This window comes from Nocardia sp. NBC_01499, from assembly GCF_045040275.1.
Taxonomy (GTDB): Bacteria; Actinomycetota; Actinomycetes; order Mycobacteriales; family Mycobacteriaceae; genus Nocardia.
The window spans coordinates 6860176-6874162 of sequence record NZ_CP109426.1; the positions used below are offsets into that span (position 1 = coordinate 6860176).

Consider the following 13987-nt stretch of genomic DNA (forward strand, 5'->3'; position numbering starts at 1 on the left):
TGATTGACGTCGCTCGACCCGTCAGTAGTCCGGTCCACTGCGCGCGGTCGGGCTGCGGGTGTCCCACCCTAATTCGTTGAGTCGACGGAAAAATTTGCCGTTGGACTGAGCAGCGGAAAGCTCCAGCAAGCGGACCAGGTCAGCCGCTGCGGACTCCGGATCATGAGGAGCGCATTCCATACCCATCTCGGTGCGAATCCACCCCGGACAGTAGGAGAAGGCCGAAAGATCGCCAGGACTGGACTCAAAGTGGCGACCTACCGTCAGGGCCATGGAGTTGACTGCCAGCTTCGATGAACGATAAGCGAACGACGCTCCGTCGGCGTCTTGGAGCCTGCCCATCCCGGACGAGACACACACGATCCGGCCTGATGTCCGTGCGATCATCTGAGGTGCGTATCTGAGAACCATTTGTACGGCGCCAAAGAGATTGACCTCAAAGGTATTTCTCAAGTCCTCAAGGCGAAGCGCGAACAGATCTCCGTATCCTTTACGTGGGTCGTCGAGGTAAACACCCGCATTGTTGATGAGCACGTCGACCTCTTCGGATGCGAAGAGGTCGGCTGCGACAGGCTCCCGCAGATCGACCGCCTGGTAGTCGTCAAGTGCATCGTTCTGCGGAGAGGGAGCCATGCCCACTCCCAATACGCGATAACCGGCTGCCTTGAGCGCGTGACAGGTGTGCCACCCGAACCCGCGTGAAACCCCGGTCACCAACGCACACCGTCGGGCCCTAGATGGGGGCGGCAACGGCGGCATCACTGCGCCGCCGCGTGCGCGCCGGTGAGTGGGATGAAACCCGGACGCAAGCTGTACGCATTAGCCTGCAACCGGTGCAGTTTGCTGTACCTGCCGCTGGCTGCGAGGAGTTGCTCGTGAGTGCCCTGTTCGACGAGCTGTCCATGTTCCAACACGAGCACCAGATCAGCGTCGACGACGGTGGACAACCGGTGCGATACCACCAGTGTGATCGCGCCATTCCGCTCTGCTAGTCGGCGCGCACGCTGCATATACTTCTGGAAGATGGCGTGCTCGCTAGGGGCGTCGAGGGACGCGGTGGGCTCGTCGAGTATGAACAGCAGCGGATCCGTTCGCATGCTGGAACGTGCGAGCGCGGTCTTCTGCCACTGGCCCTCGGACGGCTCGACCCCACCATAGATCGGAGACAGGCGAGTTGCCGTTCCCTCGGGTAGCCGTCGGACGAAACCTTCGGCGTCGGCTGTGCTGATCGCCCGGGACAGCGCCTCCTCGTCGGCGAGATGGGCGAGGTCACCCAGCCCTACCGCCTCAGCGAGGGTCATCTGGGGGTACCGGCCGAAGTCCTGATAGGCGGCGCTGGTGCGGCGGCGCCAGTCCTCGGTCCTCAGGTCGCATAGGTCGACGCCGTCGACGGTGATGGCACCGGACACGGGTTCGTAGAACTTGCTGAGCAGCTTGACAAGTGTCGACTTGCCGGAGCCGAACTCGCCGACGAGCGCAACCACGCTGCTGGCGGGCAGCAGCACGCTAACATCGTTCAGCACGAGCTTGTCGGTACCGGAATAGGTGAAACTGACATGCTCGAACCGGATTCCGGTCTGCAACCGCTCCGGAGGCAGCCTGTCGCCGAATCGCACCTGCTGCTCAGCTGCCAGGTACGACCTGAGCCACAGATAGGGTTCCAGAAAGGTGCCTGCGGCCATCGTCGTGGTGAGCTGGCCCACGGCTGTCTGCACTGTCTGCTGCAAGGCGATGGTGAGCGTCACGACGAGGACGACATCGCCTGCAGTCGCGGCACCGGAACTGGCCAGATGCGCCACCACACCGAGCGATCCGGTGAAACCCACAACGAACACCGTCCATCCCAAGGCACGTAACCAGGCCGCCTGTACTCGGGAGGTGTATCGGCCAGCGGTGGCATCTTTCATCGCCGCCGCTTGCAGTCGTGCCACCACTCCGCCCGCTTGCGCGGTCCGGATCTCCTTCCCCGCACCGGCATCGGTGGCAATGTCGAACAGGTGCCGCTGGAGCCGGAACGCTTCGGCAGTGTCCGTCTCGGCACGGCTCTCCAGCTCACGCCCCTTGCGGTCACACCACAACGGAACCACCGCGAGGACGAGCAGCATCACGAGCCAGGGACTGACCGTCCCGAGCAACAGCAATGTCAGAACGAGTTGGAGAATGGTGAAACACGCACGCACTGCGGCCCACATCCCGCCGACAATCCGCCGCGGAGCCCCCCGGAGCACGGTGATCCGGTCGAGGTAGTCGGTGCGCTCCAGGTGCTCGATCGTCGTCAGCTTGGCGATATCACGCATCAGCCGGTCTTCGATGACCACGCTAACCTTCTCTACGACCAGGAAGAGCCCGACGAGTCCGTGCAATCGGTTGAGCACGAGCGCCAAGGTGCACGCTGAAGCCGCGACAGCCGCCGCCACGACGGCCGCTGCAACATGCCGAGCGACCAGGTCGTTCACTGCGGAGCGCATCGCAAGCGCGATACCGACGTTGGCGGCGACCAAGCCGATCTCGGTGGCAAACACCGTGGCGGTCAGTCCGCGCGCGTTACGCCACGAGATGCCGAGTATCTCGCCCCACAGGCGCAGGTAGCGAGTCACAACGTTTCTCCCTCGTCAAAGCGGTCGTCGAATCTCTGGTTGAACCGTTCAGCTTGGGTGGTAAAGAGCTCGGCGTACATACCGTGGAGCTCCATCAGCTCGGCGTGGTCACCGGACTCCACGATCCGGCCACCGTCGAGCAGGACGATCCGGTCCGCCAATCGCACGGTGGACAGGCGATGCGAGATCAGCACGACCCCGGCATGTCGCTTGTGCCTGGTCAGTTGATGGAACACCTCGAACTCCGATTCGACGTCGAGGTGGGCTGTTGGCTCGTCCAGCACCAGCAGACGAGCGCCGCTCTGAAGCGCGTATATGGCCCGGGTCAACACGACCTGCTGCCACTCGCCGCCGGACAAATCGGTGCCACCGGTGCGAGACCGGGCCAGTGGCGTGTCCCAACCCTGAGGCAGTTCGGCCACGATCCGGTTCAGTCCAGACTCGGCGGCAGCACACTCGACTCGCTCCCGGTCCACCGGCACGGCCGCGTACCCGAGCGCGACGTTGTCCAGCACCGACAGGTGGTAGCGGACGAAATCCTGGAACACGATAGAGATCTGGCGATACCACTGCCGCCGGTCGATGTGCGCAAGGTCAGCGCCGTCCACCGTGATCCGCCCTGCAGTCGGCTTGTACAGGCCAGCCAGCAGTTTGATGAGAGTAGACTTGCCTGCGCCGTTAAGACCCACGATCGCCAGCAGCTCGCCGGGCCGGATCTCAAGTTCCAACTGGTCGAGCACCACGGGTGTCGAATCGGAATAGCCGAACGAGACTCCCTCGAACCGCACCAACGGCGCTGCACGGTTCTCCGGCTGCTCCGAGAGCGATTCTCGGGTGGTGTGCTCCGCTGTGGCCAGCTCAGCACGCAAGTCCGCGTAAGCCCTGCAGCCCGGGATAGCGCCTTCGATCTCGAGAGCGTCAGCGAAGCCGAGCAGGTTGAGGATCGCCCACCCTGCGCCCAGCACCGCGGCCGCGGCCGCCACACTCCCGCCGGGCTCACCAGCCTGCCACGCGATCAACGCGAACGCCGTGATCAACGGCGGACCGACAACCGCAGCGATTTTCCACTGCTCCAGCGCGCTGCGCAGACCGGCGCTCCATTTCGGCGACAGCATGACCGTCTGCTGTTCTCTCCAACGGTCGACCGCCCAGTCCTGCAACCCGAAGGTGCGGCTCTCCTTGCCGTCCGTCCACTCCACCGCCAACCGCCGCCACTGGTCCGCCGCTATCCCGGCGAGAACACCGGCTCGCTCGATTTCGATGTGGTCTATGAACTGCCGCCGCCATATAGAGCGGCTCACCAGCGCCGGGACGATCACCAAGGGAGCGAGCCACCAGGCGAAGCCAGCCAGGACCGTGGCGGAGAGCAGCACGCCAACCCACCGGATGATGAGGTCGAGCTGAGCGGTCGCCCCCTGTCCAGGCGTGCGTTCGGCCCAGAACTCCGGATCGGCGCGAGCAACCCGGAGCAGCTCGTGCACCCGAGGCTGCTCCAGCATTCCGATCTCCGCGCTCGATGCCGCGAGTCCGGTCAGTGCGGCTCGACGAGCGGCGTCGATGCGTTGCGTCACCAGATAGTTCGTCGGCGTCGACATGGTTTGGGCAAGCCGTCCGACCAGGACGACCGCACCGAGCATCAAGAAGGCCGACACCGTCGACACACCGCTGAGCAGACGACTGACCAGATTCTCCATCGCCAGCGCTGTCAGCGCTGGCACAGAGCTGCTCGCCAGCTGCACGGTTACAAGGGTTCCGACCGCCACCGGGCCGCCGTGGCGCAGTTCAGCAAGCAGCATGACCCGATCCCGAGGGAGTGCAACGGCATTCGACAGTCGGCTAACTTCGGCGGAACGGGTGTTTGTCATGGTGCATCCACGTTAACGGTCGGATTGATGGTCGTCCCTATTCATGGCACCGTCCCAGAACTGGGACATCGACGCCACAACTGCGCGGCCGGACAATCATCTGGGGTGTCAATGAGCAACAGGACTGGAGCCATGTTCGATCTGCATACCCATCACAACCGATGCGGCCACGGCGAAGGCACCCTTCGGCAAATGATCGAAGCCGCGATCGAAGCCGGCCTGGACACCATTGGGTTATCCGACCACTCGCCGTTTTTCGCCGAGCCAGTCGACCACTTCAAACCCTGGGTAGCTATGGCCAAGTCGGAATTCCCTAAATACGTGACCGAGGCCGTGGCGCTCCGCGCCGAGTACCGGGAACGGATCACGGTACTGGTCGGAGTGGAATCCGACTTCTTCGACGACCACTGTGATCTGTATCGGCAAATATATTCGCACTACCCGTTGGACTACATCATCGGCTCGGTGCACGTGCTAGGGGATCGCGATATCTTCGACCCGGCACGTTGGATCGAAGCGGATCTGCTCGAACAGAAAGAAAGCTACTGCGCCGCTGTAGGCCGCTCCGCGCGCAGCGGGTTGTTCGACATCCTTGGGCACGTCGACGCTATCAAAGGTGACTGTCCGGAGATCGCGGAGATTCGTACACCCGCCGTGGATCGAATGCTGCGTGACATCGCTGAGTCGGACGTGGTCATGGAGATCAACACCTCCGGTAGCACAAAGCAAGTCGGCGGATGGTATCCGTCGCCGGATGTACTGGAGCGAGCCGCCTTCTATGGCGTGAAAGTGACATTCGGATCGGATGCTCACCGGCCAGACAGGATCGGTGATGACTTCGAGGCAGTCCGTAATCATCTGTACGAACTGGGCTACCGAGACTGGTATGTATTCCGTGATCGCGTTCGCCATCGCCGTCCGTTGTAGGGCCGTGTTTTTGTGAGGGGAAATGCCGTGGGGGAATGGTATGAATGGGGACGGTGGTCTGATGACCTACACCAGCGACTGGTATCGGTAGCGAGGCCGGCTGTCGCGCGGTTGCGCCGTTGGATGGTCGTCGGAGCTTGTTTGCTGGTAGCAGGGGGTATCGCTGTCGCCAAGCTCGCGGTACACCACCACTGGAACCTGTGGGCCGTGGATCTGGCTGCGTACCGTGCCGCAGGTGGTGCTGTCCGGCATGGAATGAGCATCTACGTTCCCCCGGTGGGAGTGCTGCCGTTCATCTATCCATTCTTCGCGGCCCTGGTTTTCGGGGTCCTGTCTTTGCCCTCCTTGTCCGTTGCGATGGTGGCGTGGAGCGCGGTTGAAGCGGCCTGCCTCATCGCGACCATCTGGCTGTGCCTGCGGCGTGACCGGCAGGGGCCGACTCCGCGCCGGCACGCTGGGGCTCACCGTGCTCCTACTGCCACTCACCCCGGTAGACGTCTACATGTTGACCGGCCAGGTCAACATCGTGCTGATGCTCCTCGTAGCGTGGGACCTTTTTCGTTCCGACGCACGAGGCCAGGGCATTGCGATCGGACTGGCCGCAGGACTGAAACTAATCCCACTGATCTTCGTGGTGTATCTCGTGTGCACCGGGTGAATTCGGCAGGACCTGTTCGCCGTCTCGGTGCGGCCGTGCTGGTGTACCGGCGCGGTGCACCAGTGGGCCGGGGCATGCCTGTGTGCACTGACCGCGCTGCTGGTCTCACCGATATCTTGGGAAAACCACTGGGTCTGGATCGTGCCGACGCTGATCGCGGTCGGTACGGTGGCCTGGCGGTCGCGCTCAGCAGTCGCGGCTGCTGTGGTCGTCGTGTTTTGTTGCGGCGTGTTCGCCACAAGACTGTTCTGGTGGGGAGTTCCCCAACAGTCGACCAAGCAGCTACACATGAGTATGGTCGAGCAGTTGTACGCGGCCAGTTTCGCAATCGTCGCTCTCATCATCGCAGTGTGGCTGGTGGCGGCCTCGTTCCGATTTCGAGCGGCGTGTCATGACCTGCCGTCTGCGGACTACTCAGCAGACTCCGAGGTGAACGCCTCATGACCGGCCAGGTAGCCCAGTTCGATGGCGCGTCGGGTCAGTGCAGCCTTGTTGTGGGCGTCGAGCTTGGAGCGAATGCGCTTTATGTAGGTGTTCACTGTCTCTTCGGTCAGCCCCATCCGGCGTCCGACCTGCCGGTGGGTCAGGCCGCGAGCAACCCACCGCAAGGCCTCGATCTCTCGCTTACCGAGCTGCCCCTTGCCCTTCTCTGGAGCGAGACCGACGCTTTGTGGTCGACCGGTCGCCGCCCGGAGCACGGCAGTCATGAGCTGGTCGGGGTTCGCCCGCCACCCGATTACCGCCGCGGCCTCGGCGGGGGCCTGCGCGATTTCAGGCGTGATCACCACAGTTGGGCAGCCACCGCCGAGCACGGACAAGAGGTCGGGCCCGCACACAACGAGGTCGGCCTTCCATGCCGTCATGTCGACGGGATCAGCGGTGTCGGCCGAGCCAACCACCCACAAACGTCCGTCTGTGGCGAGCACATGCTCGATCCCCAACCGGACCAACGGGTGCGGCAGTACGATCGCGACCCGAATCAACGCACAGGCTCCCGTCGCCGCTTGTCGAACAGCGGAAGCTGTCCCGAAGGTCATAGGCGTGAGACAGTCGACGCGGTCACTGGATCGTCTCCGTGTCCCGAAGACTGTCGATGACCTCCCAAAGCCCGGCAGGCGTCGCGAAGGTGGTCACGGAGAGCAGATGATCGGGGATCGTTACGACGAATGTCTCCTCGAGATCGAGCAGGAGACTCACAGTGGCCAACGAGTCGAGACCGTGATCGGCGAGATTCAGATCCGGAGTCACCTCCTGATCGGCCGACAGGAGAGGTAGATAGGTACGCAACGTCTTCTCGAACGATTCGGCCCACGTTTGCCGGGTCATGTGAACTCCTCTTGCCGGGATTTGGATCGGCCACAGTTGGAACGGTGCGGTCGGAACTCTTCATGTCGAATCCCTCTTCTCACTCCGCATGGCACGGACCCGGGACCGTCTTTGGAACTTCAGCGAGGCGGCCTGCACCGTCCAGCAAGGTCAGCGCGCCGATCGTGGTAAGCAGGCGGTCGTTGGCATAGTTGAGGCTCGCCGATCGCAGATCACGGAAATGCCGCTCCAACGGCACTGGCGCATCTCGCTGGTAGCCGGTCATCGCGCCACCCAGCTGGACCAGGCGGTCCACCGCCGAGAACGTCAACTCGGAGCAGGCTACTTTGAGTGTGTCCAGTTTGATCTGAAAGGCGTAGTCGTCCATCCCCTGCCCGGCATGCCTGCGGTGCAGCACTTCGTTGCGGATGTGCAGCAGGTAGCCACCGCAGAGCTCAAGCTCCACCCGGGCACGGGCGAGACGGTGCCGGACGAGATCGCTGTCGGTGTTGATACTGGCTGGCCGGTCCGCGGATCTGATGAGGGAAACCAGCGAGTCCAGGGCCGCCCGTGCCGCACCGAGCCAGCACGCCGACCAAGCCAGATGACCTGCCGGTATCATGCTGTCCACAGCCACCGCTCGAAACCCACCCGCTGCCCCGATCAGCTGGTCGGCGGAGGCAGTGCCGGACAGCACCATTGCGACGCTTCGTGTGCCGCGCATGCCCATTGCGTTCCAGTCACGCACGGTTTCGGCCTCAACCTGGCTGCGGTCCAAATACACGAGACTGACCCGATTCGGCGGTTCGTCAGCGCTCGCACGCATCGTGACCAGAAATCCGTCAGCGAACTCACCGCCGGTCACAACCGGCGCGTTACGTCGCACCAACAGCTGCTCGTCTGCTGTGACAATCGCGGAGCTCGCAGTCAGCAGGTGTGCCCCTTTGCCAGGTTCGGTGGTTATCGAGGCGAGGTAGTACCCCTCCGCAGCGACACGCGGAAGTAGGTCCGCGAGCAGTCGGTCACCTGCGTGACGCACGACGGTGTCGATCTGCTGGCAGTGCATCGCCCAGATCATCGCAGTGGACAGGCACCCACCAGCCAACACCACCGCCGCGTCGATCATGTCTCCGAGGTCACCGCCCATGCCGCCGTACTGGGCAGGGACCAACAGCCCAAAGAGACCGGCCGCACGCAGAGCCTGGATGCTATCGTGCGGGAATTCGGCGTCGGCGTCAGCCTTCGCCGCATGCCGCGCCAGCACTGGAGCCAGCTCGGCGGCGATCACAGCGGCCTTCGTCACGACACCTCCGGGGTGAGTTTCGCGGCGGGAACGTTTTCGTAGGCCAGGTGTAACCGGCTCGCGTCGACCACCTCATCGTGCGCAAGCACCACCTCCGTCGGTGCAGGCCGTCCAAGGAACGCCACAAGGCTGGCACTCAGTCCGTACGCGCCCACATTTGGCACGACCAGCAGATCACCTGGAGCCGGAGCGGGCACTTCGACGTCGCGACCGAGCACGTCGGCAGGGGTGCACAGCGGTCCGACCAGCGTCACTGTCGAGGTCTCACCGCCGGTGTGGTCTGGGGTGGCCGCCGGTCGGACCAGCCTTCCCAGCCCACTCATGCCACCGAGGTGGTTGATCCCGGCGTCCAGCACGACGAAAGTGCGATTCCCGCGGGTCTTGACGTCCTGAACGGTTGTGACGAGGCGGCCGCTGTCACCGACCAAGTACCGGCCCGACTCGAAGGCCACCTCGACATCGCGGTGCCGCCAGCCGGGCAGACCTTCGTCCAGCGAGGCGTTCAAGGCCTCCAGCAGACCGGGATAGGTCGGCCGCCGGCCCGGCCGGGCGTAGGGCGTAGCAAATCCGCCACCTAGGTCGATCACGTGCAGCGGCAGTCCAGCCTGATCGCGCAACCGTGCCGCGAGGGCGATGTTCGCCCGGAAAGCCGAGATCAGACTGCTCTCGTCGCGGGCATTGCTGAGCGGGAACAGATGCAAACCCACCAGGCGGGCACCGGGGACCTCCGTGAAGTGCGCAGGATCCGCGATGACCTGCCCTTCGTCCACCCCGAACTGGGTCTCTGCCCCGGTCATCCGAAGCCCGGTCGCTCCAGCGGAACTGCCGTTGACGCGCAACAGGATCGTCGCCTCGGTATCGTGCGCCCGCGCAGCCCGACCGATTCGGCCGATTTCACCGGCGGATTCGGCGGAGAACCGACGCACCCCGCAGGCGAGCGCGACATCGATCTCCACGTCGGTCTTGCCTGGTCCGGTATAGAGACAGTCCTCGCCGAGGAAGCCCGCCTTCAAGGCGGTCGCCAGCTCACCGGGTGAGCTGACCTCCGCCCTACAGCCAGACCTTTGCAGCTCCTGGGCTACCGCCATGTGCGGGTTCGCCTTAAGCGAGTAGTAGACAACTGACTGCGTGGGCAGAGCGGCCCGCAGATCTGCGATTGCCCGCACTACCGCGTCGAGTTGGTAGACGTAGAGCGGGCTCCCGTACTTCCGGGTCAGCGTGGCGATGTCAGACACGAATGGCCTGCACATTCTCGCCGTAAACCATGGCTGCTAACGCCGCAAGGTCGGTCTTACCCGTGGTCCCGAGCGGAAGTTTCGCTAACACCTGGCAACGCGCAGGCACTTTGATCGGCTCCAGCCGCTCACGGAGCCGCCGCAAGACCTCAGCGGATGTCAGATCGGTGACGGCGACCAGCACCGCCCCGTCTTCACCACGTGGCGGCAGCACGGCGACATCGTCGACATCTGGCACCGCGCGCGCCGCCGCCTCGATCTCAGCGACGCTCGTGCGTATACCTCGATGCTTGAACAGCTGGTCGCGACGACCGTGGAAGTACAGGTTGCCGTCCCCGTCGAAGCGACCGTAATCGCCGGTGTAAAGCACCCTTTCGCCGGTGACAGAGTCGCTGGTGTAAGTCCGCGCGGTGAGCTCGTCGTCCCGCCAGTAACCGTTCATTAGATGTGGTCCGGCAACCGTGATCTGGCCTTCCACACCAGGCGGCAGCGGGCGGCCTTCCTGGTCGACGATCTGGACGGTCGTGCCGGGCAGCGGCGACCCCACCGAACCGGGTCGGGCCAGGTCGCCGTCAGGTTCCTCGATTGTGATCCGTTTGCATTCGGTGGTGCCGTACATCAGCTGGACGGCTGCGGACGGGAAAGTTCGGCGCAGGGCATCGATCTGTAGCGCCGTCAGCTCCTGGCCGGTGTTTGTGAACAGGCGAATCGTGTCGGCCGTTCCGCGTGCCGCAAGCCGGACGAGCATAGTCGCGAGCGAGGGCACCACTGGCACCACGGTTACGCCGTACCGGCGAATGGTCACAAGCAAGCCGCCGTCGCCGCCTGCTCCGGACAGCACCAACGTCGCCCCGCAGAGAGCCGTCAGAAACGCTTGGTATAGGCCGTAGTCGAAGGAGAGCGGGAGTCGGCACAACACCACGTCGTCGGATCGGTAGTTCAGCCGAGCGGCGATCGCAGTCGTCGCGAACAGTACCGGGCCGTGCGTACACACGACAGCCTTGGGCGCAGCAGTGCTGCCCGAGGTATAGAGGAAGAGCACTGCGTCGCCGGGACCGGCGTCAATCGCCGATGGCGGCTCCCAGTTCGTCGCCGGGCCAACAGCCGGCGGCGATTCGTTCAGCGCGAGTGCCGGTTCCGCGTCGCCACTGATCTGCTCCCATTGCCCCGGTCGAAGATCGGGGCTGAGCGGCACAGCTATTGCGCCGATGCGGGAGCAGGCGTAGATCGCGGCGAGGACCCAGCGCTCAGCGGCGGCACGGATAAGGATCCGGTCACCGGCGCGGACACCTGCCGCAGCGATGCCTGATGCGTATTCCTTCGTGTACCTGTTCAGCTCCGCATAGGTCCACGAACCGTTGAGATCGACGACCGCAACCGTATCCGGACTTCGTGCGGCGGCGTTCGCAACGAGCTCGTGAATAAAAAGCGGTTTCGATTCGCCGCACATATATTCCTCAACCTCCCCGTGATGCTCGAAAACGTACAGAGCGCCGAGCTGGACGTCAACGGAACCGACTCGGTTTTAACCCTTGATTGGAACGCATGGGAAGACTCACCCAACAACGACAACAGCTGCACGATGAGAGAATTAGAGCGGCGTTAGAAGGCGATTAGACTTTATTTAGAAACAGGTTTGTTTTTACGCATGTCACGATATGGCCCCGTATTATGAGATCGGGATGCGCCACGCCCTGGCGAAGTCGCAGCGATCCGAAGCCCTCGACCGAAGAGACTGTCGCGATCGCGCTCATAATGGGCTTCTTCGACTGTTGACTGCCGAGACACGGCAGGCTGCCGTACCGCAGCACACAAAAGAGTGAGGACCGAATGACCGCCGAACACCTCAGCACTGTTCGTATTCTGCCCGACACCTCCGCGGACATCGAGGACTTGCCCTACGAGCTCGTGGAGCGTAAGGGGATCGGACATCCGGACACGATGTGCGACGCCATTGCGGAACGAGCCTCGCGTCGCTATTCAGAATATTGCCAGAAGCAATTCGGCCGAGTCGCGCACCACTGGTTCGACAAGGTGATGCTCTTCGGCGGTGAGGCCGACATCGACTACGGCCGCGGAGATCTGACCAAGCCCTACACCATTCTGTTCGCAGGCAAGGGTGCCTACACATTCGGCGATCAGCCGATTCCGCTGCGCGAGCTGCTCTTCGAAGCCGCAGCTGAGGTCCTGTCGGAGGTGACCACAGGCTTCGATCCTAAGCGGCACCTAACCGTGCAGTGCGAGATCGTCGACCACCAAGGCGCTGGCCGGGGCCACTCACGGTATCGGCCACAGGTTCTCGACGACCTGATCGAGATCGGCGATCCGCGACTGGTATCCAACGACTGCAACCTGTTACATGGCTATGCTCCGCTGAGCCGCCTGGAGCAATTGGTGCTCGGCGTCGAACAGTACATCAACGGTGCCGAGTTCAAGGGGTCGAACCCGGACACCGGCTGGGACGTCAAGGTGTTCGGGAGCCGGTTCGGCGAAGACTTTAAACTGATCGTCAACATGCCTTTCCTGGCGGCACAAATCAGCTCGCTGGAACACTACTTCGCCCGCAAACTGCAATGCGAGGAACACATCGGCGCGTTCAGCGAACGCCTCCTCGGCACGCGACCGAAGCTGTTGGTCAACCCGACCGACCGCAATGGCCGACCTTATCTGACCGCACTCGGATCTGTCGCGGACACCGGTGATGTGGGCGTGGTGGGACGAGGCAACCGGATAAACGGATTGATCACGCCCATGCGTTCGATGAGCATCGAGGCCCCCGCGGGCAAGAACCCCCTGGATCACACCGGCAAGTTGTACGGTGTGCTTGCCCGTGATCTCGCAGACGAGATCCACCGGGAGACGGGCCTGCCGGTCGAGACGCACGTGTTCACATCGAAGGAAGCCCCGCTCGGCGCCCCCGACGAGGTCATCGTCCGGGTGCTCGGGTGGGAGCCAGACGCCGAGGAGGAGGCGCGGCTCCGCGAGATCGTGGAGCGATCCCTCGCCGACGTTTCCGGGATCACTACGCAACTGGTCAGCACCGGCATCGTGATGTGGTGACGCCCGGCTATGCATAGCAGTTCGATGCGTCGGTACACGGTTCGTTCATGCTTCACATGCACCGGCCTAACCTGCACGGTGGCAGTGGCCAAGCATGTCCATCGCCTCGCGGCGCCCTATCTAGCTATAGACGCGGGCCCGTCAGAGCCGGGAGAATGGCAGGTGGTCGCGGACGCGGTGGCGCCCCCGGATGGCGCCGAAGCGGAGTCAGTCACGGCACAAGGCGAAGTGGCCGTGGACTACGCGGTCGACTATGCCGAGAAGACCCTTTTCCACATCGCGCCCCGCAGCTACCCGTGGGTCACCCAGTCCGCCCTTCGGGCCACCCGAGCAATGCACCGCTCAGCGGCGAGTCGGCAGGGTGTGCTGTTCCTGCACGCAGGACTTGTGGAACTGAACGGCATCGGAGTGGCGCTGGTCGGCGGTAGCCGAGCAGGCAAGACCTCGTTCATCATGGCCAGCGTCCTGAACAGGTCCGGCGTCATGGTCTGCAATGACGATGTGAGTATGACGGCACTGCCCGGCCAGGACGGTGTCACCGGCGTCGGATGGCCGCGATCCATCTCGGTGCGGTTGGACACCTTGGAGCTTCTATTCGGCCGGGACGAGGCAGAGGCCATCCGGTCATCGCTGTCGCACCCCGCCAACCAGACTCTGATGAGTCTTCGCGAATCAGGAGTCGAACCGCACGGGACGGCACTCCTCTATCCGTGGGAATACGCCGACGTTTTCCAGACGAAGATCGGACAGTCAACCAGGGTCGACGCGCTCGTCTACTTGAGTCTGGCCAATGACCCGTCAGAGATCGAGTTGGCTGCGGTGTCGCCCCTCGCCAGCAGTGAACTGTTGGGGAAACACATCCTGGAACTACCGAACAAGCATCTCAACATCTTCGGCCACGAGCCGTCTCCCGGAAGTTTCGAGCGCACGCGTAACGCGTTGACCGCGTTGCCTTCGTTCCGCTTCCGATACGACTTCCGCAATGTCCACCAGGAGGTCGATCGGCTCGCCGACTACCTATCCGAAAAGGTCTAGCA

At 63.4% G+C, this 13987-nt stretch carries 12 protein-coding genes and 1 pseudogene; 5 read left to right on the top strand and 8 right to left on the bottom strand.

All coding sequences use genetic code 11. From position 1 onward, the window contains the following. Positions 1 to 21 precede the first annotated feature (21 nt). Genes OG203_RS31380 through OG203_RS31390 form a run of 3 tightly spaced genes read right to left on the bottom strand, consistent with a single transcriptional unit; the run spans position 22 to position 4393 of the window. The gene (locus OG203_RS31380) at positions 22 to 759 is read right to left on the bottom strand and encodes an SDR family NAD(P)-dependent oxidoreductase (protein ID WP_405168065.1); all 738 of its coding nucleotides are present in this window, start codon (positions 757 to 759) and stop codon (positions 22 to 24) included. Further along, a complete protein-coding gene (locus tag OG203_RS31385; RefSeq protein ID WP_405160837.1) occupies positions 759 to 2597 on the bottom strand; it encodes an ABC transporter ATP-binding protein in 1839 nt (612 codons plus the stop codon). Before OG203_RS31385 ends, OG203_RS31380 begins: the two co-directional genes overlap by 1 nt. Then, positions 2594 to 4393, bottom strand: coding sequence for an ABC transporter ATP-binding protein (locus OG203_RS31390; RefSeq protein WP_405160838.1), 1800 nt, complete (start codon positions 4391 to 4393; stop codon positions 2594 to 2596). The genes OG203_RS31385 and OG203_RS31390 overlap by 4 nt, the downstream gene beginning before the upstream one ends. Positions 4394 to 4594: 201 nt before the next feature. Between OG203_RS31390 and OG203_RS31395 the strand changes: the two genes are divergently transcribed. The 3 genes and pseudogenes from OG203_RS31395 (at position 4595) to OG203_RS31405 (ending at position 6047) form a co-directional block, all read left to right on the top strand. After that, a complete protein-coding gene (locus OG203_RS31395) occupies positions 4595 to 5389 on the top strand; it encodes a histidinol-phosphatase (protein WP_405160839.1) in 795 nt (264 codons plus the stop codon). A gap of 255 nt (positions 5390 to 5644) precedes the next feature. Further along, a pseudogene (locus tag OG203_RS31400) lies at positions 5645 to 5764 on the top strand (hypothetical protein); the annotation flags it as partial. Between the two features lie 46 nt (positions 5765 to 5810). Further along, positions 5811 to 6047: a glycosyltransferase family 87 protein gene (locus OG203_RS31405; protein WP_405160840.1), complete on the top strand. Its 237-nt coding sequence runs from the start codon at positions 5811 to 5813 to the stop codon at positions 6045 to 6047. A gap of 410 nt (positions 6048 to 6457) precedes the next feature. Here OG203_RS31405 and OG203_RS31410 read toward each other — a convergent pair whose 3' ends face one another. The 5 genes from OG203_RS31410 to OG203_RS31430 all read right to left on the bottom strand — a co-directional run bounded on the left by OG203_RS31410 (position 6458) and on the right by OG203_RS31430 (position 11340). Next, positions 6458 to 6973: a response regulator transcription factor gene (locus tag OG203_RS31410; protein WP_405160841.1), complete on the bottom strand. Its 516-nt coding sequence runs from the start codon at positions 6971 to 6973 to the stop codon at positions 6458 to 6460. Positions 6974 to 7106: 133 nt separating this feature from the next. After that, positions 7107 to 7373: a phosphopantetheine-binding protein gene (locus OG203_RS31415; protein ID WP_405160842.1), complete on the bottom strand. Its 267-nt coding sequence runs from the start codon at positions 7371 to 7373 to the stop codon at positions 7107 to 7109. A 79-nt stretch (positions 7374 to 7452) separates the two neighbouring features. Continuing rightward, the gene (locus OG203_RS31420; protein WP_405160843.1) at positions 7453 to 8655 is read right to left on the bottom strand and encodes an acyl-CoA dehydrogenase family protein; all 1203 of its coding nucleotides are present in this window, start codon (positions 8653 to 8655) and stop codon (positions 7453 to 7455) included. Then, positions 8652 to 9890: a type III PLP-dependent enzyme gene (locus OG203_RS31425; protein WP_405160844.1), complete on the bottom strand. Its 1239-nt coding sequence runs from the start codon at positions 9888 to 9890 to the stop codon at positions 8652 to 8654. Before OG203_RS31425 ends, OG203_RS31420 begins: the two co-directional genes overlap by 4 nt. Beyond that, complete coding sequence (locus tag OG203_RS31430) at positions 9883 to 11340, bottom strand: class I adenylate-forming enzyme family protein (RefSeq protein WP_405160845.1); 1458 nt, start codon at positions 11338 to 11340, stop codon at positions 9883 to 9885. Before OG203_RS31430 ends, OG203_RS31425 begins: the two co-directional genes overlap by 8 nt. A 380-nt stretch (positions 11341 to 11720) precedes the next feature. On the opposite strand from OG203_RS31430, the gene OG203_RS31435 reads away from it, so the two are divergent. Both OG203_RS31435 and OG203_RS31440 read left to right on the top strand, forming a co-directional pair. Beyond that, positions 11721 to 12950 (top strand): methionine adenosyltransferase, encoded by a 1230-nt coding sequence (locus OG203_RS31435; RefSeq protein WP_405160846.1) that lies wholly within the window; start codon positions 11721 to 11723, stop codon positions 12948 to 12950. 84 nt (positions 12951 to 13034) lie between these two features. Further along, the gene (locus tag OG203_RS31440) at positions 13035 to 13985 is read left to right on the top strand and encodes a hypothetical protein (RefSeq protein WP_405160847.1); all 951 of its coding nucleotides are present in this window, start codon (positions 13035 to 13037) and stop codon (positions 13983 to 13985) included. The last annotated feature ends 2 nt before the right edge of the window (positions 13986 to 13987 follow it).

Excerpts from the sequence above, each read along its gene's own strand:
- OG203_RS31380 (WP_405168065.1), bottom strand. The coding sequence starts at position 759 with ATGCCGCCGTTGCCGCCCCCATCTAGGGCCCGACGGTGTGCGTTGGTG.
- OG203_RS31390 (WP_405160838.1), bottom strand. The coding sequence starts at position 4,393 with ATGCTGCTTGCTGAACTGCGCCACGGCGGCCCGGTGGCGGTCGGAACC.
- OG203_RS31395 (WP_405160839.1), top strand. The coding sequence starts at position 4,595 with ATGTTCGATCTGCATACCCATCACAACCGATGCGGCCACGGCGAAGGC.
- OG203_RS31415 (WP_405160842.1), bottom strand. The coding sequence starts at position 7,373 with ATGACCCGGCAAACGTGGGCCGAATCGTTCGAGAAGACGTTGCGTACC.
- OG203_RS31430 (WP_405160845.1), bottom strand. The coding sequence starts at position 11,340 with ATGTGCGGCGAATCGAAACCGCTTTTTATTCACGAGCTCGTTGCGAAC.
- OG203_RS31435 (WP_405160846.1), top strand. The coding sequence starts at position 11,721 with ATGACCGCCGAACACCTCAGCACTGTTCGTATTCTGCCCGACACCTCC.